Genomic DNA, 25,420 nt, shown 5'->3' with positions numbered 1-25,420 from the left:
ATACCTTCGATGCTTGGCTTTAGGGAAACGGATAGAGAGGCGCCGCTGATCGCGGATGCACGACACCGACATGCAAATCAGATATCCCGAAGCTCGCGCGCCTCATCTTCTTTACGCAGCATCCGCGAGTGCTTCTGCGATACCGACAACATGCCTGCCACAACAACAGCGATTGCAAAAGTCACAACCATTCGCGTCGGCATTGTTCCCAAATTGCCTGTCGGCAGTACGGCGTCCCAGAATTGAGCCGTGGGAATCTTTGCGGCTAGCGTCGCAAGCCCAGGCACGATAGGAGAAGCGCTGGTCGTTTGAATCATTGATGCGGAAGAAATCGGAATGAGTAGCCCAACAAGAGCCGCAAATCCGGCAGTCTTCCAAATCAGCAACTTCCTCACACGTTCCGGGCGTTTCATCTGCGCAGTCCAAGTTGTTGTTCTCGGACGCTATATCGACACTATTTATCTGATCTTTAACGCTTGTTCACCGCAGAAGCTTCCAGCGTCATTTTTCCGACCAGTAGCCACCTCGTCACGCCGCGCCGATCCGCTCCGCTTCCGCCGCCGGCAGCAGCGCGTCGCTGTCGTCCTTCAGCCCGACGCCCGTCAACTGGAGCCTGCGCGCATGCGTCATCAGGTAATGCAGCTTGTGCGCGGCGGCGGCGTGCGGCAGCCCTTCGGGCCGCACGTTCGAGATGCAGTTGCGCAGCGCGTCGTGACAGCCGACCTTCGGCGCCCACGTCAGGTACACGCCGAGGCTGTCCGGCGAACTGAGGCCGGGCCGTTCGCCGATCAGCATCGCGACCACCTTCGCGCGCAGCAGCTCGCCGATCTCGTCGCCGAGCGCGACGCGCGCCTGCGTCGCGACCACCACCGGGCCGATCCGCCAGCCGTCCGCGTCGAGCCGCGGCCGCACGGCCTGCAACAGCGGCAGCGCCTGCTTCGCGGCCGCGAACGCCGACAGCCCGTCGCCGACCACGAACACGACATCGGGCGCGTCGTCGAGCGCCGCCCCGTAGCCGGCCAGCAGGCCGCGGCTGTCGTCCGACAGCTTGCGGCCGAGATCGGGCCGGCGCAGGTAGTGGTCGCGGTCGGGCGCGGCGCTCTGCACCCGCAGCGTCGGCAGCAGGCCGGCCGCCTCGATCTCGCGCCGCAGCGCATCCGCGTCGAGCGGCTGGTGCACCGCGTCGCGCGCCTGCGCATGCGACAGGTTGAAGGCCAGGAGCGGCGCGGTCGGCAGGCTGTTGCCCGCGCGGCCGAGCGCGATCCGCGCGTTCGTGAACGACTTCAGCTGCGCCCAAGGGTTCTTTTCGACGGCGTCGCTCATGCGGAAATCCCCATCCAGTCGTTCGCGCCCGCGAGCAGCGGCACGCGTGCCGTCGCCGCGCGCAGCGCGCCGTGCGCATCGGCGATTTCCATCGTCTCCAGCCATTCCTCGAACTCGGGCGCGCGGCGCAGGCCGAGCACCTCGCGCACGTAGAGCTGGTCGTGGAACGACGTGCTCTGGTAGTTCAGCATCACGTCGTCGGCGCCCGGAATTCCCATGATGAAGTTGATGCCGGCCGCCCCCAGCAGCGTCAGCAGCGTGTCCATGTCGTCCTGGTCGGCTTCCGCGTGGTTCGTGTAGCAGATGTCGCAGCCCATCGGCACGCCGAGCAGCTTGCCGCAGAAGTGATCCTCGAGCCCGGCGCGGATGATCTGCTTGCCGTCGTACAGGTATTCGGGCCCGATGAAGCCGACCACCGTGTTCACGAGGAACGGTTCGAACTTGCGCGCGACCGCATACGCGCGCACTTCGCAGGTCTGCTGGTCGACGCCGAAATGCGCGTTCGCCGACAGCGCACTGCCCTGGCCCGTCTCGAAATACATCAGGTTGTTGCCGACCGTGCCGCGCTTCAGCGCCAGCGCGGCCTCGCGCGCCTCGCCGAGCAGCGCGAGTGAGATCCCGAAGCTGGCATTGGCCTTCTCGGTGCCCGCGATCGACTGGAACACGAGGTCGACCGGCGCGCCCTTCTCGATCGCCGCGATCGTGTTGGTCACGTGCGTGAGCACGCACGACTGCGTCGGCACGCCATAGCGCTCGCGAAAGCCGTCGATCATCGCGAGCAGCTTCACGATCGCCGCGAGGCTGTCGGTGGCCGGATTGATGCCGATCATCGCGTCGCCGCAGCCGTACATCAGCCCGTCCAGCATCGATGCGGCGATGCCCTTCACGTCGTCGGTCGGGTGGTTCGGCTGCAGCCGCACCGACATCCGGCCGGCCAGCCCGACCGTGTTGCGAAAGCGCGTGACGACGCGGCGCTTCCGCGCGGCCGCGATCAGGTCCTGGTTGCGCATCAGCTTCGACACGGCCGCGACCATCTCGGGCGTGAGGCCGGGGGCGATCCGTTCGAGCGCCGCGCCGTCGGCCGCGGGCGACAGCAGCCAGTTGCGGAAATCGCCGACGGTGAGGTGCGAGATTTCCGCGAACGCCTGCGCATCGTGATCGTCGATGATGAGGCGCGTGACCTCGTCGTCTTCATACGGGATCACCGCTTCGTTCAGGAATGCCTTCAGCGGCACGCCCGCGAGCGCGATCTTCGCGGCGACGCGCTCCTCCTCGCTCGCCGCCGCGACGCTGGCGAGCTGGTCGCCGGAACGCAGCGGGCTCGCCTTGGCGAGCAGCGTCTTCAGGTCCGCGAAGCGGTACGTGCGCGGACCGATCGTCTCCGTATAGGACATCGTTCGAATCTCCTTGCCAAAAGCCGACGGCGCGCCCGTTCGACGGGGCGCGCCGGATGCCGTCAGGAACGGCCTTTCACGTTCACCGTCGTCACGGCGCTCACTCCTCCAGCAGCGCGTCGCCGGGCGCGCTCGCGCGCTGCGAGCGGGTCGCGAGGAAGTACGCGTAGCCGACCGCGAGGAAGCCGACGAACACCAGCGCGACCAGCCCGTTGAAATACACCATCGTACCGAGGCAGACGAGCGCCGCCAGGATCGCGAATGCCGGGAAGATCGGGTACAGCGGCGCGCGGAACGGCCGCTCCAGGTTCGGCTGCGAGCGGCGCAGCTTGAACAGCGCCGCCATGCTCACGATATACATCACGATCGCGCCGAACACCGACATCGTCACGATATTCGCGGTGAGCGTCTGGCCGCCGAACTGGATCAGCTCATCGCTGTAGATCGCGGCAATCCCGACCACGCCGCCCGCGAGGATCGCGCGATGCGGCGTCTTGAAGCGCGGATGCACCTTCCCGAGCCACTCCGGCAGGTAGCCTTCGCGGGCCAGCGCGAAGATCTGGCGCGAATAGCCGAGGATGATCCCGTGGAACGACGCGACGAGGCCGAACAGCCCGAGCCACACGAGCATGTGCATCCAGCCGCTGTTCGCGCCGACGATGTACTTCATCGCCTGCGGCAGCGGGTCGTTGATGTTCGCGAGCTTGGTCCAGTCGCCCGCGCCGCCGGCGAACACCATCACGCCGATCGCGAGCGCCACGAGGGTCAGGATGCCGGCCACGTACGCGATCGGAATCGAGCGCTTCGGATTCTTCGCTTCCTCGGCGGCCATCGCGACGCCTTCGATCGCGAGGAAGAACCAGATCGCGAACGGAATCGCCGCGAACATCCCGTGGAATGCGCCCACGCTGAAGTGATCGGCGCCCGACCAGCCGCCCTTCGTGAAATTGCTCCACGCGAAACCCGGCGACACGACGCCCATGAACACCAGCAGCTCGAAGATCGCGAGCAGCGTGACGACGAGCTCGAAGGTCGCCGCGATCTGCACGCCGACGATGTTCAGCGCCATGAACACGAGATACGCGCCCATCGCCGCGTGTTTCGGTTCGAGCCCCGGAAACTGCACGTGCAGGTACGCGCCGATCGCGAGCGCGATCGCGGGCGGCGCGAACACGAACTCGACCAGCGTCGCGGCGCCGGCCAGATAGCCGCCGGTCGGGCCGAATGCGCGGCGCGCATAGGCGAACGGGCCGCCCGCGTGCGGGATCGACGTCGTCAGCTCGGTGAAACTGAAGATGAAGGTGGTGTACATCGCCGCGACGAACAGCGCGGTGATCACGAAACCCAGCGTGCCCGCGCTCGCCCAGCCGTAGCTCCAGCCGAAGTATTCGCCGGAAATCACGAGGCCGACCGCGATGCCCCACAGTTGCCAGGTCCCTAGCGTCTGCTGCAGCGCGGGCTGGCCGGAGGACTTGGCGCCGGCGGCGGGCCGGCCATTCGACTCTGCTTTCATCGGACTCTCCTCAAAGGCGCCGGGCCTGCGGGCCCGCGCGACTGAGAATCGATGCTAGAGAGTCATTAAACGACGTGTTATCGAAATTCGGCAAAGATCGCGGCTGACATTTCGCTTGCGGAAACGCTTTCGGAAACGCTTGCGGTACCGCTCGCGGCAACGCCCGCCGCGCCCGTTGCCACGCCGGTCCGGCCCGCGCGATGCGGGCCGGATCGGCCGTGCCGACGGGCCTTACTGGCCGCCGCCGCGCTGGTTGAACCAGCGGTCGAGCAGCTTGCCGGCCGCTTCCCGGCCGCCGAGGCCGAACGACAGCGCAACGGCCACCGCGATCGCGCCGAGCACGAGGCCGAACGCGAGCTGCACGATTTCGTTCGCGATGCCCATCGCGCGCAGCCCCATCGCGAACACGAGGCCGAGGATCGCGAACTGGGCGATCCGCGCGAACAGCACGCTGTGCTCGCGGTCGGCCTGCTCGATCACGCGGCGCGCGAGGCCCGCGAGCCACACGCCGATCACGAGGATCACGCCGCCCATCAGCACGTGGCCGCCGAATTCGATGAACAGCGTGACGACGTCGCGCACCTGCGTGAAGCCGAGCCGGTTCGCGGCTTCGACCGACGCGAATAGCATCGCGAAGAACACGATCAGTCGCGCGACCAGCACCGACGGCTGCAGGATGCCCGAGAACACGCGCTCGACGCCGAGCACGGCCGGCAGCCCGTCGACGCCGGCGGCTTCCAGCAGCTTCTGCGCGAGCGACGCGACGAAGCGCGCGAAGTAGAACGTGACCAGCACGATCACGATCGCCGCGACGATGTCGGGCACCGCGCCGAGGAACTGGTTCAGCATGTTGGTCGCGGGAATCGAGATCGCGTCGATCTTCAGCGCGTCGAGCGCGGAGATCAGCGTCGGCACGAACACGAACACGTAGACGATGGTGCCGACCAGGCTCGACACGCGCACGGGCGTCGGGCTGTCGATCCCTTGCGTGAGGCGGTCGGCGCCGGCGGCGACCAGCAGGTTCGTCACCAGGCCGCGCAGCACGCGCGCGACGACCCAGCCGACGAAGCCGATCACCGCGGCCGCGAAGATGTTCGGCACGATCGCGAGCAGCTTGTCGACCATCCCCTGCACCGGCGACAGCAGGCCCGACAGCGCGAACGAGCCGAGGATCGCCGGCAGGAACATCAGGATCACGAGCCAGAACAGCACGTCGCCGAGATAGCCGCTCATCGGCTGCATGCCGGCGCTTTCGGACAACGTGGCGTCGACCTTGCTCGCCTTCAGCGCGCGGTTCGCGAGGCTGCGCAGCAGCGACGCGATCAGCCACGCGATCAGCGTCAGCGCCGCGCCGCCGATCAGGTTCGGCAGGTAGTTGACGATGTGCGTGACGAGCAGCGAGAACGGATTGGAGACCGCGTACAGGTTGAGCACGTTGAAGATGCCCACCGCGGTGACGAGCAGCACGAGCCAGAACAGGCCGCTGGCGATGATGCGTTCGACGCAGGCGCCCTGGCCGGTGCTGTCGGTGATCCGCTGATCGACCTTCAGCGCGTTGAGCAGCCGGAGCGCACCGGCCCGCACCGCGACGGCGATCAGCCAGCCGATCACCAGGATGCCGATCGCGCCGGCGATCTTGGGCAGGTATCCGCCTAGCGTGGCCTGCAGCGACGTGATGAAGCTGGAAGCATCCATTTCTTCTTCTCCCGAAAACGTGGTGTGGCGATTGAACATCGACGAACGACCTGCGTAATTCGAAAAGCGTGCTGCTCCGTCCGGGCAACTTACCCGAGAAAAATGACGCGTTCACCCGATTTCACCGTCTTTAACTTTAGTCATAGATCCCGGAGGGGCAAGACCCCATTTCGTTGAACTCAAAAAGGGCCGCATCGACGGGTGTCCGGCATTTCCGCAAGATTTGTCCATTCTGCCCGTGCTACCGTGGCGTCGGTTCCAGCCCGGACACGCCGATGACTCCAGCCGAAACGAAAACCGACCCGCCCGCGTGGGTGCGCTACGCGGCAAGCGTGGCGCGGGTCCACGCGTACATCAGCGCGCATCTCGACGGCCCGCTCGACCTGAACCGGCTCGCCGAAGTCGCGTGCCTGTCGCCGTATCACTGGCAGCGCGTCTACCGCGCGCTGTACGGCGAGTCGATCGTGCTGACCGTGCGGCGGATGCGGATCGTGCGGGCGTCCGAGGATCTGGTCTGCACCGCGCGGCCGCTCGATGAAATCGCGCGGCGCGCGGGCTACGGGTCGACGCACGCATTCGCGCGGGCGTTTCGCGACGCGTACGGCGTGCTGCCCGCGCAGCACCGGCGCACCGGCACCCACCGGCCGATTTATCCACTACAGCGAGGAGAGGCAGACATGTTCAAGCACGAGGTCGAGATCCGGCGCCTGCCGGAACTGCGCGGCTACGCGGTAACGCACACCGGTGCGTACATGAAGGTGGGGGACGCGTTCGGGCGGATCGGCGCGTGGGTGGGGCAGCACGGGCTGATCGGGCCGGGCGCGAAGATGATCGGGATTTTCTACGACGATCCGGACACGACGCCCGAAGCGCAGTTGCGCGCGAAAGCGTGCTTCATGCCGGCCGACGGCGCGCCGGACGTCGCACCCGTGCCGCCGGTCGAGCGGGTGACGATCGCCGGCGGCGAATACGCGGTGCTGCTGCATACGGGGCCGTATGCGGACCTGAAAACGGCCTACCAGTGGCTGTACGGCGACTGGCTGCGCCACTCGGGCCGCGAAGCCGCCGACGCGCCGCCGTTCGAGCTATACCTCAATACGCCGATGGATACGGCGCCGGCCGACCTGCGCACCGAAATTCACCTGCCGCTGCGCTGAGCGACGGGTGTGCCGTGGCGCCGTGCATCTGGACGGACCGCGACGATATTGCTGGTGCGAGGATGCACGAGACGACATCGGGCATGCCGGTGCGCCGGCCTTGAACGCAGCGCGCCGGCTCGTGCGTATGCGTAGCCGGCGCGAATTCGCGGAGATCCTCAAGCAGCCTGCGTCCCGCAGCCGGGACAGAACCGCGCGTCGGCCGCCAGCGCCGCATGGCAGCGGCTGCACGCCTTGCCGCGTTGCGCCGCGCCGCACTGCGCGCAGAAGCGTGCATCCGCTGCGTTGAGCGCGCCGCAGCCCGCGCACGCGAGCTGGCTCAGCGGCACGTTGCCGCGCTGGCCGCCTTGCCCGCCACCGGCGTCGGCCGGCGCCTGCCAGCCCCAGCCGTGGCGATCGCGCCCGCGCGCATCGTGGCCGCCCAGGCGCGACCCGCCGTGATGCCCGCCACCGTGGCCGCCATGGCCCCCGTTTCCGCTATTGCCGTGCCCGCTGCCGTGGCCGCCGCCATGGCCGCCGAGTATCCGTTTCAGAAAGCTCATCGTCCGCTCCTCAACGCTTGGCCGGTGCGCCGCCAAACGCCCCGGAGGACGACAGCAGCCGCAAGCCGTTGGCCACGACGATCAGGCTCGCGCCCGCGTCGGCGAAGACGGCCATCCACATCGTCCCGAGCCCCGCGACCGTGAGGCCGAGGAACACGACCTTCACGCCGAGCGCGAAGCCGATGTTCTGCACCAGCACGCGGTGCGTCGCGCGCGACAGCCGCACGAATGCGGGAATCTTGCGCAGGTCGTCGTCCATCAGCGCGACGTCGGCCGTCTCGATCGCCGTGTCGGTGCCCATCGCGCCCATCGCGAAGCCGATGTCGGCGCGCGCGAGCGCCGGCGCATCGTTGATCCCGTCGCCGACCATCCCGACCGCGCCCGCGCCGCCCGCCGCCAGTTCCTCGACCGCCGCGAGCTTGTCTTCCGGCAACTGGTTGCCGCGCGCGTCGTCGATGCCCGCCTGCCTGGCGATCGCCAGCGCGGTATGCGGGTTGTCGCCCGTCAGCATCGCGGTGCGGATGCCGAGCGCGTGCAGATCCGCGATCGCGTCGCGGCTCGTGTCCTTGATCGTGTCGGCCACCGCGAAGATGCCGAGCACGCGCGTGGCGTCGACCAGCACGACGACGCTCTTGCCCTGCCGCTCCAGCGCGTCGAGCTTCGCCTCGAGAGCCGTCGAGCAGCGCTCGAGTTCCTCGACGAGGCGGTGATTGCCGAGCCAGTAGCGCGTGCCGTCGATCGTGCCGCGCACGCCGCGCCCGACGATCGCTTCGAAGTCCTGCACGTCGGCGAAGGCCGCCGTGCCGGCGGCGCGGGCCGCGGCGGCAATCGCCTGCGACACCGGGTGATCGGAGCGCGCCGCGAGGCTCGCGCCGAGGTGCCGCACGCGCGCCGCGTCGGCATCGTCCGCATGCACGTCGAAGTCGGTCTGCACCGGCTTGCCGTGCGTGATCGTGCCGGTCTTGTCGAGCGCGAGCCACGCGAGCTTGCGCCCTTCTTCCAGATAGACGCCGCCCTTCACGAGAATCCCGCGCCGCGCCGCGGCCGCGAGCCCCGACACGATCGTCACCGGCGTCGAGATCACCAGCGCGCACGGGCAAGCGATCACGAGCAGCACGAGCGCGCGGTAGATCCAGTCGTGCCATGCGCCGCCCATCACGAGCGGCGGCACCACCGCGACCAGCAGCGCGACCGCGAATACGATCGGCGTGTAGACGCGCGCGAACTGGTCGACGAAGCGCTGCGTCGGCGCCTTCGCGCCCTGCGCTTCCTCGACCGCGTGAATGATCCGCGCGAGCGTCGAGTTGGCCGCGACGGCCGTCACGCGGTAGTCGAACGAACCCGATTCGTTGATCGTGCCCGCGTACACCGCGTCGCCGCTCGCCTTTTCGACGGGCAGGCTTTCACCGGTGATCGGCGCCTGGTTGACCGTCGAGCGGCCCGCGACGACTTCGCCGTCCAGCCCGATCCGCTCGCCCGGCTTCACACGCACGACCGCGCCGAGCGCGACCTGCGCGGCCTCGATCGTCCGCCACGCGCCGTCGGGCTGCTGCACGGTCGCGGTATCCGGCGCGAGCTGCATCAGCCCCTGGATCGCATTGCGCGCGCGGTCGAGCGACTTCGCCTCGATCAGCTCGGCGATCGTGAACAGCACCATCACCATCGCGGCTTCCGGCCACTGGCCGATCGCCATCGCGCCCGTCACCGCGATGCTCATCAGCGCGTTGATGTTCAGGTTGCCGTTGCGGATCGCGATCCAGCCCTTCTTGTACGTGGTGAGCCCGCACGCGAGCACCGCGGCGAGCGCGAGCGCGGCCGACAGCCACACCGGCAGCCCGGCCCAGGTCGCGCCTTCGGACGCGATCGCCGCGACGCCGGCGAGCGCCAGCGGCCACCACGGCTTCGCGGGCGCGTCGGCGACGCGCGCTGTCGGGGCGTCAGCCGTGGCGGCCTCCGGCGTCATTCCGAGCGTGCGGATCGCGCTTTCGATCGCCGGCTGCGCGCCGGCCACGTGCTCGACGGTCAGCATCCGCTGCATCAGGTTGAATTCGAGCGCCGACACTTCGCCCATGCCGCCAAGCTTCTTGCGGATCAGCGTTTCCTCGGTCGGGCAGTCCATCTGCATGATCCGGAACGCGGAGCGCACGTGGCCCGACGCGGTTGCCTGCGCGACCGGCAGCGGCGCGAGCGTCAGCGCGGCCGGCGCGCAGCAGTCGCCGGCCGCGTGGTCGTGGTCGTGGTCGTGGTCGTGGTCGTGGTCGTGGTCGTGGTCGTGACCGGCATGGTCATGCGCGGCGTGGTCGTGCGAACACGTCGCGCCGTGCACATGCTGGTCGTCGCCCGCATGGCCGTGATCGTGGGCATGACCCGCCTCGCCGTGCGCAGCGTGATCGTGATCGTGGTCATGGCCGTGCGCGTGCTCGCCGGCCGCCGGCGCCGCGTCGGCAACGGCCGCCGTCTGCGTGTCGCGCGCATCGGCGCAGCACGCATCGGCGCCGCCGGCATGACGGTGTCGTGGGTCGTGGGGACGCTTGGCGTCGGTCATGACAACCTCCTTTGTGGCTTGACGGTGTAGAGTTAACACCCTGAAGCCACTACAAGGTCAACCCTTACACGGGAGAAAGGCATGAAGATTGGCGAACTGGCCAAAGCGGCCCGCTGCACGCCCGAGACGATCCGTTTCTACGAGAAAGAGGGCCTGATGCCGGATGCGGAGCGCACCGATTCGAACTACCGCAACTACACCGACGTGCACGTCGAGCGGCTGCGCTTCATCCGCAACTGCCGCGCGCTCGACATGGCGCACGACGAAATCCGCGCGCTGCTGCAGCTCACCGACACGCCGGCGGACCGCTGCGATTCGATCAATTCGCTGCTCGACGATCACATCGGACACGTCGACGCGCGCCTCGCGGAACTCACGCATCTGCGCGACCAGCTCACCGAATTGCGCCGCCAGTGCGTCGGCGAGCATTCGGTCGAGGATTGCGGCATCGTGCATGGCCTTGCGACGATGGAAACCGTCGCGCCGGCCGCGAAGCGCTCGCACCTCGGCTGAAACCCTTGTCAAATCAGATAGTCTGATTGAGAATAGTTATATTATTACTAGATATACTTTAACTATTCATGTCTACGAGTCGTCCGTCCCCGCTCGCGCTGGCCGTCCTTGCGACGCTCACCGAAACACCGATGCATCCGTACGGGATGCTGCAGCAACTGAAGGCCCGCGGCTACGACGAAGTCGTCAACGTGCGGCAGCGCACGAGCCTGTACCAGACGATCGACCGGCTGCTGCGCGACGGGCTGATCGCCGTGCACGACACCGAACGCGACGGCGCGTTTCCGGAGCGCACGGTGTATGCGCTGACGGAAGCCGGGCACACGGCCGGGCAGGCATGGCTGCATGCGCTGCTTGCGGAGCCCGCCCGTGAATTTCCGGCGTTCGGCGCCGGCCTCGCGTTCCTGCCGCTGCTCGATGCGGAAGATGCGCGTCACCAGCTCGAGCTGCGCATCGCGCGGCTCGACGCCGAGCGCGAGCGGCTGGAAGCGCTGCGCGCCACCGCACAGGCCGACCAGGTGCCGCGCCTGTTCCTGCTGCAGAACGAGCATGCGCTCGTGCTGCTCAATGCGGAGCTGAACTGGGCGCGCAGCGTCGTCGAACACCTGAAGATCGGCGCGCTGCGCTGGGTGGACGGCTGACGCGCGGCGCCGGCCGATGCCCGGCGGCAGCGGCCGTCGGCCGCATCAAAGTACCTTGCCGGGATTCAGGATGCCGCGCGGGTCCAGCGCGGCCTTCAGCCGCCGCATCAGCCCGATTTCCGCGTCGCTGCGCGTGTGCGCCAGATAAGGACGCTTGAGCACGCCGATCCCGTGCTCGGCCGACACCGAGCCACCCATGTCGCGCACCACCGCATACACGCAGTGATCGAGCGCATCGGCGTCCGCGTCGGTCATCTCGGCCAGTGACACGCCGATATGCACGTTGCCGTCGCCGACATGGCCGAAAAACAGGCACGTGAGCGCCGGCCAGCGCGCCCGCAACGCCGCCTCGAAGCGTTCGGCGAACGTACCGAGTTCGCCCGTCGGCAGACTCACGTCGAAGTTGACGAGCTGGGGCAGTGCATCGATCGCGAGACCTTCGCGCAGCGTCCACAAATCGCGCGCCTGCCGCTCGGAAGTCGCGAGTACCGCATCGTCGACGCGCCCGGCATCGAATCCCGCGGCCAGCCCCGTTTCGAGCGCCTGGTGCGCATCGCCGCCCGGCGCGCTCGTCGCGCATTCGATCAACACCACGAAACCGCCGTCGCCGATGAACGGCGCCGATACCCCGGGCGTATGCCGCGCGACGTAGTCGTAGAACGCCGGCCACATCGCCTCGAAACTGACGACCTCCGGCAGCGTGCGCACGCGGTTCCACAGCGCGACCACCGCGTCGTAGTCGCGCACGCGGCAGAGCGCCGTGGCCGGCGCCGCGAGCAACGGATGCAGCCGCAGCACCGCGCGCGTGACGACGCCGAGCGTCCCTTCGCTGCCGATGAACAACTGCTTCAGGTCGTAGCCCGCGTTGTTCTTCAGCATCCGGTTCATCGACGACACGATCGTGCCGTCCGCGAGCACCGCCTCCAGCCCGAGCACCTGCTCGCGCATCATCCCGTAGCGGATCGCGCGCGTGCCGCCCGCATTGGTCGCGAGCATGCCGCCGATCTGGCACGAGCCGCGCGCGCCGAGATCGACGCCGAACGTGAAGCCCGCCGCTTCGGCGGCTTCCTGCACCGTCTGCAGCGGCGTGCCCGCGCGCACGGTGATCGTACCGGCCGCCGCGTCGAGCGCTTCGATGCCCGCGAAGCGCTCCATCGACAGCACGACCTCGCCGCCCAGCGCGACCGCCCCGCGCGCGAGCCCGGTCAGCCCGCCTTGCGGCACGACCGGCTGGCCGAGCCGCGAGCACAGCGCGAGCGTGCGCGACACGTCGTCGACGCTGCACGGGCGTACCAGCGCACGCGGTCGCACGCCGGCCGGCTCGTTGTACGCGGTGAAGTAACGCGGATCGATATCGGCCGCGCGCGTGACGAGCGCGTCGCCCAGTTCGGCGGCGAGCACGGCATCGACGGCCTCGTCCGGCAGCGGCCTGCCGTCCGGTGCGCTGCCCGCAGCGGTCCGGTTCGAGGTCGGCATCGTGCGCGGCCCCGCTTACTTCGTCGAGATGTCGATATCGCCGAAATACTTCAACCCGAGCGACTTCACCGTGCCGTCCGCCTTCAGCTTGTCGATCGCCGCGTCGAGCTTCGCCTTCAGCGCGTCGTCGCCCTTGCGCAGGCCGAACGCGATGCCGCTGCCGAGGATCTTGTCGTCGTGCACCGGCTGGCCGACGAACGAGAAGCCCTTGCCGTCCGGGCGCGACAGGAAGCCTCGCTGGCCCGACGGCGCGAGGACGAGCGTCGCGTCGAGGCGGCCCGCGACCAGATCCGCATACGCCTGGTTCTGGTCCTGGTACGCGACGATCGCGACGCCGGCCGGCTCCCAGTGCGCCTTCGCGAAGGTTTCCTGGATCGACGCCTGCAGCACGCCCACGCGCTTGCCCTTCAGCGATTCGGGCGTCGGCAGCAGCCCGCTGCCGGTGCGCGCGATCAGCTGGGTCGGCACGCGATAGATGATCGTGGTGAAGTCGATCGCCTGGCGCCGTTGCTCGGTCGCGTTCATCGCCGAGTTGATCGCGTCGAACTTGCGGCCCTTCAGCGCCGGAATCAGCCCGTCGAACGACGTCTCGACCCATTTGCACGACAGCTTCGCCGTCTGGCAGACGGCGTTGCCGACGTCGATGTCGAAGCCCTGCAGGTCGCCGTTCGGCGCCTTCGATTCGAACGGCGGGTATTGCGCTTCGAGACCGAAGCGCAGCGTCGGCGCATCGGCGAGCGCCGCGCCGGAGCCGATGGCGCACGCGAGTGCGAACGCGAGTTTCAAGGTAGCCGTGTGTTTCATCGTGATCTCCTGGGTCTGGTCGATGCGACGTCTCCGTCGCCGGTTTCCGTATGGGCCTTACAGCGAACGCAGCCGCCGCGCGCCTTCGACCAGCGTCGCGTCGTCCTTCGAAAAACTGAGCCGGATCACGCCGGCGTCGGTGCCGTCGGTATAGAACGCCGACAGCGGAATCGTCGCGACACGCGCATCGCGGATCAGACGCAGCACGAAATCGCTGTCGCTTTCGTCCGAGAAGTGGCGAAAGCGCGCGAGCATGAAGAACGAGCCTTCGCTCGGCAGCAGCTCGAAACGCGAATCGGCCAGCTCGCGCGCGAGCAGGTCGCGCTTGGCCTGGTAGAACGCCGACAGGCCGAGATAGCTGTCCGGCCGCGCGAGGATCTCCGCGAACGCGACCTGCATCGGCGTGTCGGCCGAGAACACCATGAACTGGTGCACCTTGCGGATCTCGTCCATCAGCTCGGCCGGCGCGAGGCAATGGCCGACGCGCCAGCCGGTCACGTGGAACGACTTGCCGAACGACGACACGATCACGCTGCGCTCGGCCAGCTCGCGATGGCGCGCGACGCTCTGGTGCTGCGCGCCGTCGAACACGACGTGCTCGTAGACTTCGTCGGACAGCACGACGATGCCCGTGTCGCGCGTGAGTTGCGCGAGGCGTTCGAGATCGTCGGCGGAGAACACCGTCGCGGTCGGGTTGTGCGGCGTGTTGACGATGATCATCCGCGTGCGCGGCGTGATGGCCGCGGCCACCTCGTCCCAGTTCACGCGGAAATGCTCGGGCGACAGCTTGATCGCGACCGGCGTCGCGCCCTGCAGTCGCACGATCGGCGCATAGCTGTCGAACGACGGCTCGAAATAGATCACTTCGTCGCCGGGATGCACGAGCGCGCTGATCGCCGCGTAAAGCCCTTCGCTCGCGCTCGCGATCACCGTGATTTCGGTCGCCGGGTCGTAGCGCGCGCCGTACAGCGCCTCGGTCTTCTCGGCGAGCCGCTCGCGCAGCGCGATCACGCCGGCCATCGGCGCGTACTGGTTGTGACCGTCGCGCATCGCGCGCGCGACGCCTTCGACGAGCGCCGGATCGGGCGCGAAATTCGGCGCGCCCTGCGACAGGTTCAGCGCGTCGTGTTGAGCAGCCAGTTGGCCGATCACCGTGAAGATCGTCGTCCCGACGTCGGGCAGTTTCGAACGGGGCGCGGTGGCGCTTCGCATGACTTCTCCTCCTGATGTCCTTCGGGCGGGCCGCGCCGTGCGCGGCCTGCATCTGCCGCATGATTTAGCCCGAGCCAATATCGGCGGACAATCGAAAGTTCGTCATGGCGGCCATGCATTTTTCTCATGGCTCGCCCGGAGAAGGGCCTGGCGGCAAGGCCGGCCTGCGCGCCTGATATGCGAATCAGGCATTTCCCCGAGGAAAGCTACGCGTCCGCGGCCGCGAGGTACGCGAGCAGCACGGCCCGCAGCTCACGGCGCTGCGCGGCGAAATCGAGCGCCGGCCCGAGCGTCAGCAGCGCCTGCGACAGGCCGCCATAGCAGATCGTGTGGGCCATCCGCGCGAGCCCGTCGAGCCTTGCGGCCGGCGGCGGGTCGGCCGCTTGGGCCAGCGCGTCGCGCCACAGCGCGACATAGGCGTCGTAATGCCGGCGATAGGCGGCGAGCGGCGACACCTGCCGCTCCAGTGCGAGCAGCGCGCCCCACAGCGCCGCGTCGGCGGCGATCGTATCGACCTGGAGGTCGACCAGCGCGACGGCGAGTTCGGCCCGCGGCGCACCGCGCAACCGCTGCACCGTGTCGCGCAGCCGGTCGGCCAGCGCCAGCACGCGGCGGTGGATGCAGAGCGCCGCGAGGCTCTGCTTGTCGCCGAAATACTCGTAGAAGGTGCCGATGCTGACGCCCGCGACGGCCGCGATCTCGCGGATCGTCGCCTTCGCGTAGCCGCGTTCGAGCAAAAGCTGAACGAACGCCTGTTGCAGCGCGTCGGAACTCGCCTGCGCACGCGACTGGCGCGGCCGGCGGCGCAACGCGGGCGCGGGTTGCGCCGCCGGTGAGCCGGGCGGCGCCGGAACCTGAACATGTCGCGGCGGCATATTTGCTACTCTGAATTCAGCAGGGAATACGTTTTACCGGAAGCCGGCATCCGCGGCAAAGCGCCCTCCGCGCGGCATGATGCCGGCTGACCGCGAAGCATGAGACCGGAGACAAACCGGAGACAACCGCGATGACCGACTCGACTCACGCCGTCACGAACCAGTTCGACGAACTCGTCGACTATAACCTCTTCGCGACGGATCTCGCGCTGCGCGACGCGCTCGCCCGGGCCGGCGCCGACTGGGCCGTGCCACAGCTCGACGCGTACGGCGCGCGGCTCGGCAGCGCCGACACCGCGCAACTCGCCGACGAAGCGAACCAGCACACGCCGGAACTGCACGCGTTCGACCGGCGCGGCCGGCGCATCGACCGCGTCGACTTCCATCCCGCCTGGCACACGCTGCTTGGCCAGTATCGTCACGAAGGCTTCGTGTCGCTCGCGTTCCGCGAGTCGCGCCGCGGCCGCTGGGCCGCGACGGCCGCCGGCTTCTACCTGCATGGCCAGATCGAGGCCGGCACGCTGTGCCCGGCCACGATGACGCAGGCCGCGATCCCCGTGCTTCAGAAGGAGCCCGCGCTGTGGGACCTGCTGCGCGACAAGCTCTACAGCGACGACTACGATCCGCGCGACGTGCCGGTCGCCGACAAGCGCGCGATCTGGTTCGGCATGGGCATGACCGAGAAACAGGGCGGCTCCGACGTGCGTGCGAACACGACGCTCGCCACGCCGGTCGGCGCGGGCGGGCGCGGCGGCGAATACCGGCTGCGCGGCCACAAGTGGTTCTTCTCCGCGCCGATGTGCGACGCGCACCTGGTCGTCGCGCGCACCGAGGCCGGCAGCCCGTCGTGCTTCTACGTGCCGCGCTGGCGGCCGGACGGCACGAAGAACGCGGTCGAGATCCAGCGGCTGAAGAACAAGGTCGGCAACCGCAGCAACTCGAGCAGCGAGATCGAGCTGAACGACGCGTGGGGCATCATGCTCGGCGACGAAGGCCGCGGCATTCCCACCATCATCGAGATGGCTACCTACACGCGGCTGAACTGCGTGCTCGGCAGTGCGGCGATGCTGCGCCAGGGCGTCGTGCAGGCGATCGCATACACGCGCCAGCGCCATGCGTTCGGCCGTGCGCTCGCCGAGCAGCCGCTGATGCGCACCGTGCTCGCCGATCTCGCGCTGGAGAGCGAAGCGGCGCTGTCGCTCGCGATGCGGCTCGCCGATGCGTTCGAACGCGACGACTCGCCGCGCGAACGCGCATGGAAACGGATCGTCACGCCCGCCGCGAAATTCTGGGTCTGCAAGCGCGCGGTCGAGCTGACCGGCGAGGTGATGGAAGTGTTCGGCGGCAACGGTTACGTCGACGACGGCCCGATCGCGCGCCTGTTCCGCGAGGCGCCCGTCAACTCGATCTGGGAAGGCTCGGGCAACGTGATGTGCCTCGACGTGCTGCGTGCCGTATCGCGCGAGCCCGACGCGGCCGCCGCGCTATTCGACGAACTGGCCGACCTCGGCGCGGGCGAACCGCGCATTCGTGCCGCGCTCGACGGATTGCGCGCGATGCTCGCCGCCCCGGCCGACACGCTCGAAGCGTCGGGCCGCGTGTTCGCGCAACGGCTCGCGGTCGTCGCGCAGGCGTGCCTGCTGCGCCGCGATGCGCCGGCGGTCGTCGCCGACGCGTTCGTCGCGACGCGGCTCGGCGCCTCCGACTGGGGCCGCATCGCGGGCGGCTTCGATCCGCACGCGATCGACGTCGCCGCGCTGCTGCAGCGCGCGTACCCGGCCTGACGCCGGCCCGTTCACCCAAATCGCATTCGTTCGCCCGCCCGGAGCCTCGATGAACCTCGTCGCCGCCCTCGACCGCGCCGCCCGTGCGACGCCCGACAAGCCGTTCCTCGTCAGCGAATCCGCGACGATCACGTATGCGGCCGCGCGCGAGCGTTCGCACCGCGCGGCGGCCGTGCTGAGCGCGCTCGGCGTCGCGGCCGGCGACCGTGTCGCCGCGATGTGCTTCAACACGCCGGCTTTCGTCGATCTGATGTTCGGCGCATGGCGGCTCGGCGCGGCGTTCGTGCCGATCAACCACAAGCTGCAGGCGCCGGAAGTCGACTACGTGCTCGAACACAGCGGCAGCACCGCGCTGCTGTTCGACGTGGCGCTCGCGCCGGTGGTCGAGCGGATCGTGCATCCGGCGCGGCGGCTCGTGACCGAGGGCGAACTCGACGGCGTGCCGAATTTCGACGCGATGTGCGCGACGATGGACGGCCTCCCGGGCATCGAGCCGGCCGACGACGACGTCGCGCAAATCCTCTACACGTCCGGCACGACCGGCCGCCCGAAGGGTTGCGTGCACAGTCATCGCACGGTGACGCTCGCGGCGATGCAGGCGGCGCTCGCGACGGGGATCGGCCGCAACGAGCGCACGCTGATGGCGATGCCGATCTGGCATTCGTCGCCGCTGAACAACTGGTTCGGCGGCACGCTGGTCGCGGGCGGCACCGTCGTGCTGCTGCGCGAATACCATCCGCTGCGCTTCCTGCAGACCGTCGAGCGCGAACGCGTGACGCTGTATTTCGGTGCGCCGGTGTCGTATACGCTGCCGCTCGACACGATCGACGGCTTCGCGGCATTCGACCTGTCGAGCGTGCGCGCGTGGCTGTACGGCGGCGGCCCGATCGGCGCCACGCAGGCCGAACGGCTCGCGCAAGCGTATCGCAGCCACGCGTTCTTCCAGGTGTACGGGATGACGGAAACCGGCCCGGCCGGCACGACGCTGTATCCGGACGAGCAGATCGCGAAGGCCGGCTCGATCGGCCGCCAGGGCGGCCCGGGCGTCGACCTGCGGGTCGTGCGGATGGACGGCGTCGATGCGCAGCCGGGCGAGACCGGCGAGATCTGGCTGAAGACCGATTGCATGATGCTCGGCTATCTCGACGACGCGGCCGCGACGCGCGCCGCGTTCGCGCCGGACGGCTGGTATCGCACCGGCGACATCGCGCGGATCGATCAGGACGGCTACCTGTTCATCGTCGACCGGCTGAAGGACATGATCGTCACCGGCGGCGAGAACGTCTATTCGAAGGAGGTGGAGGACGTGCTCGGCGCGCACCCGGACATCGCCGAGGCGGCCGTCGTCGGCGTGCCGCATCCGGACTGGGGCGAAACGGTCGTCGCACACGTCGTGCTGCGCGCGAACGCGGCGCGCGATGCGGATGCGCTGCGCACGTTCTGCGGCGAGCGACTCGCCGCGTACAAGATTCCGCGCGAGTTCACGTTCGCGCAGGCGTTGCCGCGCACGCCGACCGGTAAGTTGCAGAAGTTTCTGCTGCGGGTGCGGGGGGACTGAGTATCCGGGATTGAGTCAGCGCACGTGTAACTCGCGCACTCGTACCCTCCTTGAACAATAAATTACGGATAACGAATCATACTTGTCCGATTGATCAACGGTTCTTATCTGGAATAGCGTCTCGGGGCAGGACATTCCGTTTACCGAGACACGGCCGTGGTTGAGCAACGTCGACCAGCAATCAACAATGCCGACAGCATTGCAGGACACGTAATTTACATGCCTAAATTTATTGTTAGCCTATACCTGATCACATCTAGTCCGGTATTCGCATGCATCGCCAGCGAGAACTTCGACATCTACTTTTCGAGAGATAGCTCGCACATCTCGAACGCCGAAATCGTCCGCATTGCAAAATGGACAATCGACCAAAAACTCAATTACGCGAATCACCTGACCAAGGAAACAACGCTGATCAGCGGCCATGCCGAGGAAAGTGAACCGGAAGCACTGGCCCTTGCGCAATCAAGATTGCAAACCGCGTATGCGCTGTTGGAGCAACTCGGTTTTTTACGCGGCACCATCAAGAAGAGCGTCCGCGTCTATTCGCATGGCGACGTCGACAATGGGCGGCGTGTGGAAATTTCCTTCCTGCCCGATTGCCCTAACAAGTGCTGCGACGGCAAGTAACGTCATCCGGCCGCCATCACGGTGATGCGGTATCGACGTCCGCATGCGGCGCCCCTGTTGCACCACTGCCAGCAAGATTCCTATGTCCTGTCGGCCGTGTCCCACCAAAGAAAAAGCCACCGGACCCGTCGGTCCGGTGGCTTTTTACATGAGGCGCGGGGCGACGCGTTACACCGCCGCCCGCGCGTCACATCACATCATGCTGCTTACTTGCCGCCGATGCTCTTCAGCGGCTTCCAGTCGCCCTTCTCGACCTTGTACATCGTGATGCCGCCGTTCTTCAGGTCGCCCTTCGCGTCGTACGCGACGTGCGTCGACGTCACACCGGCCATGTCGGTCTTCGCGAGCACCGGCAGGTACTTCGCCGGATCGGTCGAATCGGCCTTCTTCATCGCGTTCAGCATCGCCATCGCGCCGTCGTACGCGTACGGCGAGTACGTCTGCACGTCTTCGCCGAAACGCTTCTTGTACTTGTCGGCGTAAGCCTTGCCGCCCGGCATTTCTTCCAGCGGCAGGCCGGCCAGCGATGCGATCGTGCCTTCGGCCGCGTTGCCCGCGATCTTCAGGAACGTCGGCGTCTTCACCATTTCGCCGCTCATCAGCGGGGCGGTGATGCCGAGCGTCTTCATTTGCTTGACCATCGGCGCTGCCTGCGAATCCGCGCCGCCGTAGTAGACGAGGTCCGGCTTCGCTGCCTTCAGCTTCGTGAGAATCGCCTTGAAGTCGACGGCCTTGTCGTTCGTGAATTCGCGGTCGACGATCGTCGCGCCGCCGGCCTTCGCGGCCTTCTCGAACTGGTCGGCGAGACCCTGGCCGTAGGCCGTGCGGTCGTCGACGATCGCGATCTTCTTCATGCCGAGATCCTTCGACGCGAACGTGCCGGCCACCGAGCCCTGCTGCGTGTCGGACGTCATCATGCGGAAGGTCGTCTTGTAACCCTGCTGCGTGTATTCCGGCGCCGTCGCCATCGCGATTTCCGGAATGCCCGCGTTCGCGTAGATGCGCGAAGCCGGAATCGTCGTGCCCGAGTTGAAGTGGCCGAGCATGCCCTTGATGCCGTCGTCGACCAGCTTCTGCGCAACCGTCGTACCCGTGCGCGGGTCAGCCTGGTCGTCCTGCGTGTCGAGCACGAACTTCACGGCCTTGCCGCCGATCTTCGGGTTCGTCGCGTTGAAGTCTTCCAGCGCGAGCACGATCCCGTTCTGCATATCCTTGCCGTAGTGCGCCTGCGCGCCCGTCATCGGCCCTGCGTAACCAATCTTCACGTCATCCGCATGAGCCGTCCCCGCCAGCGACATGACCGCGACGAACGTCGCGCCTGCCACCTTTTTCATCGTGTGTTGCATAGCATCTCCTTGGTACCAGGGTAAATGAAGCGGCTTCGGGATCGCCTGGCCGCTTCCTTTGTTTGATCCGAACGGCAAGGATGATCAGCCGATCGTCATCAAATTCGCATTGCCGCCCGCCGCGGCCGTATTCACGCTCACCGAGCGTTCCGTCAGCAGCCGCTCGAGCGCGTAGTCTTCCGCATCGCCGTTCTCGAACGCGCCCGCCGACACGCCCTGCACCGACACGATCGGGCCCGGCCGCTGCGCGACGTCCTTCACGAGCGTCTGCAGTTCGTCGCTGTCGCCTTCGAACAGCACCGCGTCGAACGGCGCGTCGGCCTGCTTGCGCACGGCCGCGTGCGCCTTCAGCGACGGCGGCAGCGCGGCGACCAGCGCCTCGCCCGCCGCGCCGGCGAACAACGCACGGTTGCCCGTCGCCAGCACCGCCGCGAACTGCGCACGCGCGCCGCCCGGCGTCGCCGCGACACACAGCACCGTGCCGCGCGGGCCGAGTGTATACGTGTTTCGCTCGCCCGTCGGGCCGCTCAGCACCGCGGTCGCGCCGGCCGGCACCTGCGCGAGGTAGCCGTCGCAACGCGCGGCCAGCGCCGGCTCGCGCTGCTCGATCAGCCAGTCGCGCAGCATCGTGAGCGCCGCCGCCGGGTTGCCGCGCGCATCGCTTTCGGTCGCGCCGTCCGCCACCAGCGACTGCGCGAGCGCGCGCGGCAGGCCCGACGGACGCGTCGCGAGCAGGCGCTGCAGGTACAGCGCGCCGCCGGCCTTCGGGCCCGTGCCCGACAGCCCTTCGCCGCCGAACGGCTGCACGCCGACCACCGCGCCGATCACGTTGCGGTTCACGTAGATGTTGCCCACGTGCGCATTCGAGATCACGTGCGCGATCGTCTCGTCGATCCGCGTGTGAATGCCGAGCGTCAGCCCGTAGCCGGTCGCGCGGATCTGCTCGAGCAGCTTGTCGAGCTGGCTGCGGCGGTAGCGCACCACGTGCAGCACGGGGCCGAACACTTCACGCTTCAGCTCGTCGATGCTGCCGATCTCGATCAGCGTCGGCGGCACGAACGTGCCGTGCGCGCACGCGTCGGGCATCGGCAGTTGCGTGACCGCGTGGCCCTTGTCCTTCATCGCCGCGACGTGCGTGTCGATCGTCTGCTTCGCCTCGGCGTCGATCACCGGGCCGACGTCGGTCGACAGCCGGTCCGGGTTGCCGAGCGCCAGCTCGTGCATCGCGCCCTTGAGCATCGTCAGCGTGCGGTCCGCGACGTCGTCCTGCAGACACAGAACGCGCAGCGCCGAACACCGTTGACCAGCCGAGTCGAACGACGACTGCATCACGTCCGCGACGACCTGCTCCGCGAGCGCCGACGAGTCGACGATCATCGCGTTCTGGCCGCCCGTTTCGGCGATCAGCGGAATCGGCTTGCCGTCCGGGTCGAGGCGCGCGGCAAGCGTCTTGTTGATCAGGCGCGCGACTTCGGTCGAGCCGGTGAACATCACCGCACGCGTGCGCGGATCGGCGACCAGCGCCGCGCCGACGGTCTCGCCGGTGCCCGGCAGCAGTTGCACCGCGCCGGCCGGCACGCCGGCCTCGCGCAAGAGGCGCACCGCTTGCGCGGCGATCAGCGGCGTCTGTTCGGCCGGCTTCGCGAGCACCGTGTTGCCGGCGGCGAGCGCCGCGGCCACCTGGCCCATGAAGATCGCGAGCGGGAAGTTCCACGGGCTGATACAGACCACGGGGCCGAGCGGGCGGTGCGTGTCGTTCGAGAATTCGCCGCGGATCTGCGCCGCGTAATAGCGCAGGAAGTCAACCGCTTCGCGGATTTCGGCGATCGCGTTCGGCAGCGACTTGCCAGCTTCGCGCACGATCAGGCCCATCAGCGTGTGCATCTGCGCTTCGAGGAGGTCAGCGGCGCGCACCAGGCAATCGGCGCGTGCGTCGACCGGCGTCGCCTGCCAGATCGGCGCGGCGGCCACCGCGTGCGCGAGCGCCGCGCTCACGTGCTCGGACGTCGCTTCGCTGACCGTGCCGACCACGTCGCGCTGGTCGGCCGGGTTACGCACGTCGCGCGCCGGGGCGTCGGCGAGCGCGTCGTCGGCGAGCATCGGCGCCGCGCGCCATGGATGGTGCGCACTCGCGAGCAGCGCGGACGACAGCGACGCGAGACGGTGTTCGTTCGACAGGTCGAGGCCCATCGAGTTGGGGCGCTCGTCGCCGTACAGGTTGCGCGGCAGCGGAATCTTCGCGTGCGGCGCGCCGAGCGGGACGACCTTCGACGCTTCGTCGACCGGATCGGCGACCAGCTCCTTCACCGGCACGGTTTTATCCGCAATGCGGTTCACGAACGACGTGTTCGCGCCGTTTTCCAGCAAACGGCGCACGAGATACGCGAGCAGCGTCTCGTGCGTGCCGACCGGCGCGTACACGCGGCACGGACGATTCAGCTTGTCGCGGCCCGTGACTTCCTCGTACAGCGGCTCGCCCATCCCGTGCAGGCACTGGAATTCGTACTGGCCCGGGTAGTAGTTCTGGCCGGCCAGGTGATAGATCGCGGCCAGCGTGTGCGCGTTGTGCGTCGCGAATTGCGGGTAGACGGCGTCCGGCGCTCCGAGCAGCTTCTTCGCGCACGCGAGGTACGACACGTCGGTGTAGATCTTGCGCGTGTAGACCGGATAGCCTTCGAGGCCGTCGACCTGCGCCCGCTTGATCTCGCTGTCCCAGTACGCGCCCTTCACGAGGCGGATCATCAGGCGGTGACGGCTGCGGCGCGCGAGATCGATCAGGTAGTCGATCACGAACGGGCAGCGCTTCTGGTAGCCCTGCACGACGAAGCCGATGCCGTTCCAGCCCGCGAGCTCCGGATCGAAGCACAGCGCCTCGAGCAGGTCGAGCGACAGTTCGAGACGGTCGGCCTCTTCCGCGTCGATGTTCAGGCCGATGTCGTAGCGGCGCGCGAGCAGCGCGAGTGCGCGCACGCGCGGCAGCAGCTCGCTCATCGTGCGGTCCTGCTGCGAACGCGAGTAGCGCGCATGCAGCGCCGACAGCTTGATCGAGATGCCCGGGCCTTCGTAGATGCCGCGGCCGCCGGCCGCCTTGCCGATCGCGTGGATCGCCTGTTCGTACGACGCGTAGTAGCGCTGTGCGTCCTCTTCGGTCGTCGCCGCTTCGCCGAGCATGTCGTACGAGTAGCGGAAGCCGCGCGCTTCGTACTTGCGGCTGTTCGCGAGCGCTTCGGAAATCGTTTCGCCGGTGACGAACTGCTCGCCCATCAGGCGCATCGCCATGTCGACGCCCTTGCGGATCAGCGGCTCGCCGCCGCGGCCGATCAGGCGCGTGAGCGCCGACGACAGGCCCGCTTCGCTGTTGGTCGTCACGAGCTTGCCGGTGATCATCAGCCCCCAGGTCGCCGCGTTCACGAACAGCGACGGCGCGTGGCCGACGTGCGAGCGCCAGTCGCCCTTGCTGATCTTGTCGCGGATCAGCGCATCGCGCGTCGCGCGATCGGGAATGCGCAGCAGCGCTTCGGCGAGGCACATCAGCGCGACGCCTTCCTGGCTCGACAGCGAGAACTCGTGGATCAGCCCCTCGACGCCGCCGCCCGAGCTCTTCTCGCGCAGCGCCTCGACCAGCTTCGTCGCGAGCGCCTGCACGTCCGCCTGCAGGTTCGCGGGCAGGCGCGCCTGGCCGAGCAGGAACGGCACGCACTCCGGCTCCGGACGGCGGTACGCAGCCGTGATCGCCGCGCGCAGCACCGATTGCGGCTGCACGTTCTGCGCGAACTCGAGGAACGGATGCGGCGAGTTGTCGTCGTCGCCGTCCGTGGCCTGACCATCGGCGAGCTCCGTCACGCCGCTGTGGCCCGACAGCTCGGGCGGCAGCTGGCCGTGCTCGATCCGCTCGAGATACGCGAAGATCGCCTGCTTGATCAGCCAGTGGGGAGTGCGCTCGAGACGCGCCGCCGCGTCTTTCAGGCGCGAGCGGAGAAGGTCGTCGACTTTGACGCCGAGAGTCGTGCTTGCCATGGTGGGTTCGTGCGCCGGTGCGAGCCCGGCAATGTGGTGTAAGAGGATGCGCGAAATCCTACGGCACGCAATAAAAAGGTGCAACCAAATTGAGAGATAGGTTGCACCCATAAGTTAGTCAATATAATCAGCCACTTATGTGGTTGCAACCTAGGGGTTGCCCGTGGTCCGAGGATCGGTGTTTTCCCTGATCGAGACGATTCGACACGCGTGTGCAACCTTTCGCCTGCGCGGACGCGGCCGGAAACGGGTTGCACTGGGGTGGGACGCGGCGCGGTGCCGGTGTCGGGTAGGCGACGGAGGGGATTGGGCACTGGCGCCCAGGTGTTCGGGTCGGGCAATGCGGCGGACGAGGGTTCGGGTACCCGGCGGCAGCCCGGGTGCCGGATATCCCG

19 protein-coding genes are annotated in these 25,420 nt (G+C 68.1%); 6 read left to right on the top strand and 13 right to left on the bottom strand.

From position 1 onward, the window contains the following. Nucleotides 1-77 precede the first annotated feature (77 nt). The 5 genes from AP428_RS36720 to AP428_RS14095 form a co-directional block, all read right to left on the bottom strand. On the bottom strand, nt 78-413 hold the full coding sequence (locus tag AP428_RS36720; protein WP_124624086.1) for a hypothetical protein: 336 nt from the start codon (nt 411-413) through the stop codon (nt 78-80). 115 nt (nt 414-528) lie between these two features. After that, entirely contained in the window at nt 529-1,323 is a 795-nt protein-coding gene (gene eutC, locus AP428_RS14110) for an ethanolamine ammonia-lyase subunit EutC (RefSeq protein WP_054928219.1), read from the bottom strand. Next, a complete protein-coding gene (locus tag AP428_RS14105; protein WP_054928218.1) occupies nt 1,320-2,717 on the bottom strand; it encodes an ethanolamine ammonia-lyase subunit EutB in 1,398 nt (465 codons plus the stop codon). The genes eutC and AP428_RS14105 overlap by 4 nt, the downstream gene beginning before the upstream one ends. 100 nt (nt 2,718-2,817) lie before the next feature. Beyond that, on the bottom strand, nt 2,818-4,230 hold the full coding sequence (gene eat / locus AP428_RS14100; protein WP_027812788.1) for an ethanolamine permease: 1,413 nt from the start codon (nt 4,228-4,230) through the stop codon (nt 2,818-2,820). A gap of 231 nt (nt 4,231-4,461) precedes the next feature. Beyond that, nucleotides 4,462-5,925: a mechanosensitive ion channel gene (locus AP428_RS14095; protein ID WP_011546781.1), complete on the bottom strand. Its 1,464-nt coding sequence runs from the start codon at nt 5,923-5,925 to the stop codon at nt 4,462-4,464. Nucleotides 5,926-6,200: 275 nt separating this feature from the next. On the opposite strand from AP428_RS14095, the gene AP428_RS14090 reads away from it, so the two are divergent. Then, nucleotides 6,201-7,082 (top strand): GyrI-like domain-containing protein, encoded by an 882-nt coding sequence (locus AP428_RS14090; protein WP_011546782.1) that lies wholly within the window; start codon nt 6,201-6,203, stop codon nt 7,080-7,082. A gap of 158 nt (nt 7,083-7,240) precedes the next feature. Here the strand turns inward: AP428_RS14090 and AP428_RS14085 are convergent, their stop codons facing one another. Both AP428_RS14085 and AP428_RS14080 read right to left on the bottom strand, forming a co-directional pair. Next, the gene (locus AP428_RS14085) at nt 7,241-7,624 is read right to left on the bottom strand and encodes a zinc ribbon domain-containing protein (protein ID WP_054928217.1); all 384 of its coding nucleotides are present in this window, start codon (nt 7,622-7,624) and stop codon (nt 7,241-7,243) included. A gap of 10 nt (nt 7,625-7,634) precedes the next feature. Next, a complete protein-coding gene (locus AP428_RS14080; protein WP_054928216.1) occupies nt 7,635-10,169 on the bottom strand; it encodes a heavy metal translocating P-type ATPase in 2,535 nt (844 codons plus the stop codon). Between the two features lie 81 nt (nt 10,170-10,250). On the opposite strand from AP428_RS14080, the gene cadR reads away from it, so the two are divergent. Together cadR and AP428_RS14070 are read left to right on the top strand one after the other, a co-directional pair. Beyond that, complete coding sequence (gene cadR, locus AP428_RS14075; RefSeq protein WP_011546785.1) at nt 10,251-10,682, top strand: Cd(II)/Pb(II)-responsive transcriptional regulator; 432 nt, start codon at nt 10,251-10,253, stop codon at nt 10,680-10,682. A gap of 68 nt (nt 10,683-10,750) precedes the next feature. Then, nucleotides 10,751-11,323, top strand: a complete 573-nt coding sequence (locus AP428_RS14070) for a PadR family transcriptional regulator (protein WP_011546786.1) — start codon at nt 10,751-10,753, stop codon at nt 11,321-11,323. Between the two features lie 45 nt (nt 11,324-11,368). On the opposite strand, the gene AP428_RS14065 is transcribed toward AP428_RS14070, so the two are convergent. The 4 genes from AP428_RS14065 to AP428_RS14050 form a co-directional block, all read right to left on the bottom strand. Next, a complete protein-coding gene (locus tag AP428_RS14065) occupies nt 11,369-12,799 on the bottom strand; it encodes an FAD-binding oxidoreductase (protein ID WP_054928215.1) in 1,431 nt (476 codons plus the stop codon). Nucleotides 12,800-12,814: 15 nt separating this feature from the next. Continuing rightward, entirely contained in the window at nt 12,815-13,603 is a 789-nt protein-coding gene (locus tag AP428_RS14060) for an ABC transporter substrate-binding protein (protein ID WP_006488477.1), read from the bottom strand. Nucleotides 13,604-13,660: 57 nt separating this feature from the next. Continuing rightward, entirely contained in the window at nt 13,661-14,815 is a 1,155-nt protein-coding gene (locus AP428_RS14055; RefSeq protein ID WP_011694020.1) for a pyridoxal phosphate-dependent aminotransferase, read from the bottom strand. A gap of 206 nt (nt 14,816-15,021) precedes the next feature. Next, nucleotides 15,022-15,690: a TetR/AcrR family transcriptional regulator gene (locus AP428_RS14050; RefSeq protein WP_011546789.1), complete on the bottom strand. Its 669-nt coding sequence runs from the start codon at nt 15,688-15,690 to the stop codon at nt 15,022-15,024. A gap of 131 nt (nt 15,691-15,821) precedes the next feature. Here AP428_RS14050 and AP428_RS14045 point away from each other — a divergent pair, with 131 nt between their 5' ends. From AP428_RS14045 to AP428_RS14035, 3 genes are all read left to right on the top strand, one after another. Continuing rightward, entirely contained in the window at nt 15,822-17,474 is a 1,653-nt protein-coding gene (locus AP428_RS14045; protein ID WP_054928214.1) for an acyl-CoA dehydrogenase family protein, read from the top strand. A 49-nt stretch (nt 17,475-17,523) separates the two neighbouring features. After that, a complete protein-coding gene (locus AP428_RS14040; protein ID WP_054928213.1) occupies nt 17,524-19,032 on the top strand; it encodes a class I adenylate-forming enzyme family protein in 1,509 nt (502 codons plus the stop codon). Nucleotides 19,033-19,188: 156 nt separating this feature from the next. Beyond that, on the top strand, nt 19,189-19,662 hold the full coding sequence (locus AP428_RS14035; protein WP_226292261.1) for a hypothetical protein: 474 nt from the start codon (nt 19,189-19,191) through the stop codon (nt 19,660-19,662). Between the two features lie 206 nt (nt 19,663-19,868). Here AP428_RS14035 and AP428_RS14030 read toward each other — a convergent pair whose 3' ends face one another. Next, nucleotides 19,869-21,008, bottom strand: coding sequence for a branched-chain amino acid ABC transporter substrate-binding protein (locus AP428_RS14030; RefSeq protein WP_011546793.1), 1,140 nt, complete (start codon nt 21,006-21,008; stop codon nt 19,869-19,871). Between the two features lie 84 nt (nt 21,009-21,092). Beyond that, nucleotides 21,093-25,025 carry a trifunctional transcriptional regulator/proline dehydrogenase/L-glutamate gamma-semialdehyde dehydrogenase gene (putA, locus tag AP428_RS14025; RefSeq protein WP_054928212.1) on the bottom strand — a complete coding sequence of 1,311 codons (3,933 nt, stop codon included), beginning with the start codon at nt 25,023-25,025 and terminating at the stop codon, nt 21,093-21,095. Nucleotides 25,026-25,420 lie beyond the last annotated feature (395 nt).

Source organism: Burkholderia sp. E168m22 (assembly GCF_001319805.1).
Taxonomy (GTDB): domain Bacteria; phylum Pseudomonadota; class Gammaproteobacteria; order Burkholderiales; family Burkholderiaceae; genus Burkholderia; species Burkholderia orbicola.
Note: the sequence above shows the minus strand (reverse complement) of the source record. Positions and strands in the feature narration are given on the sequence as shown.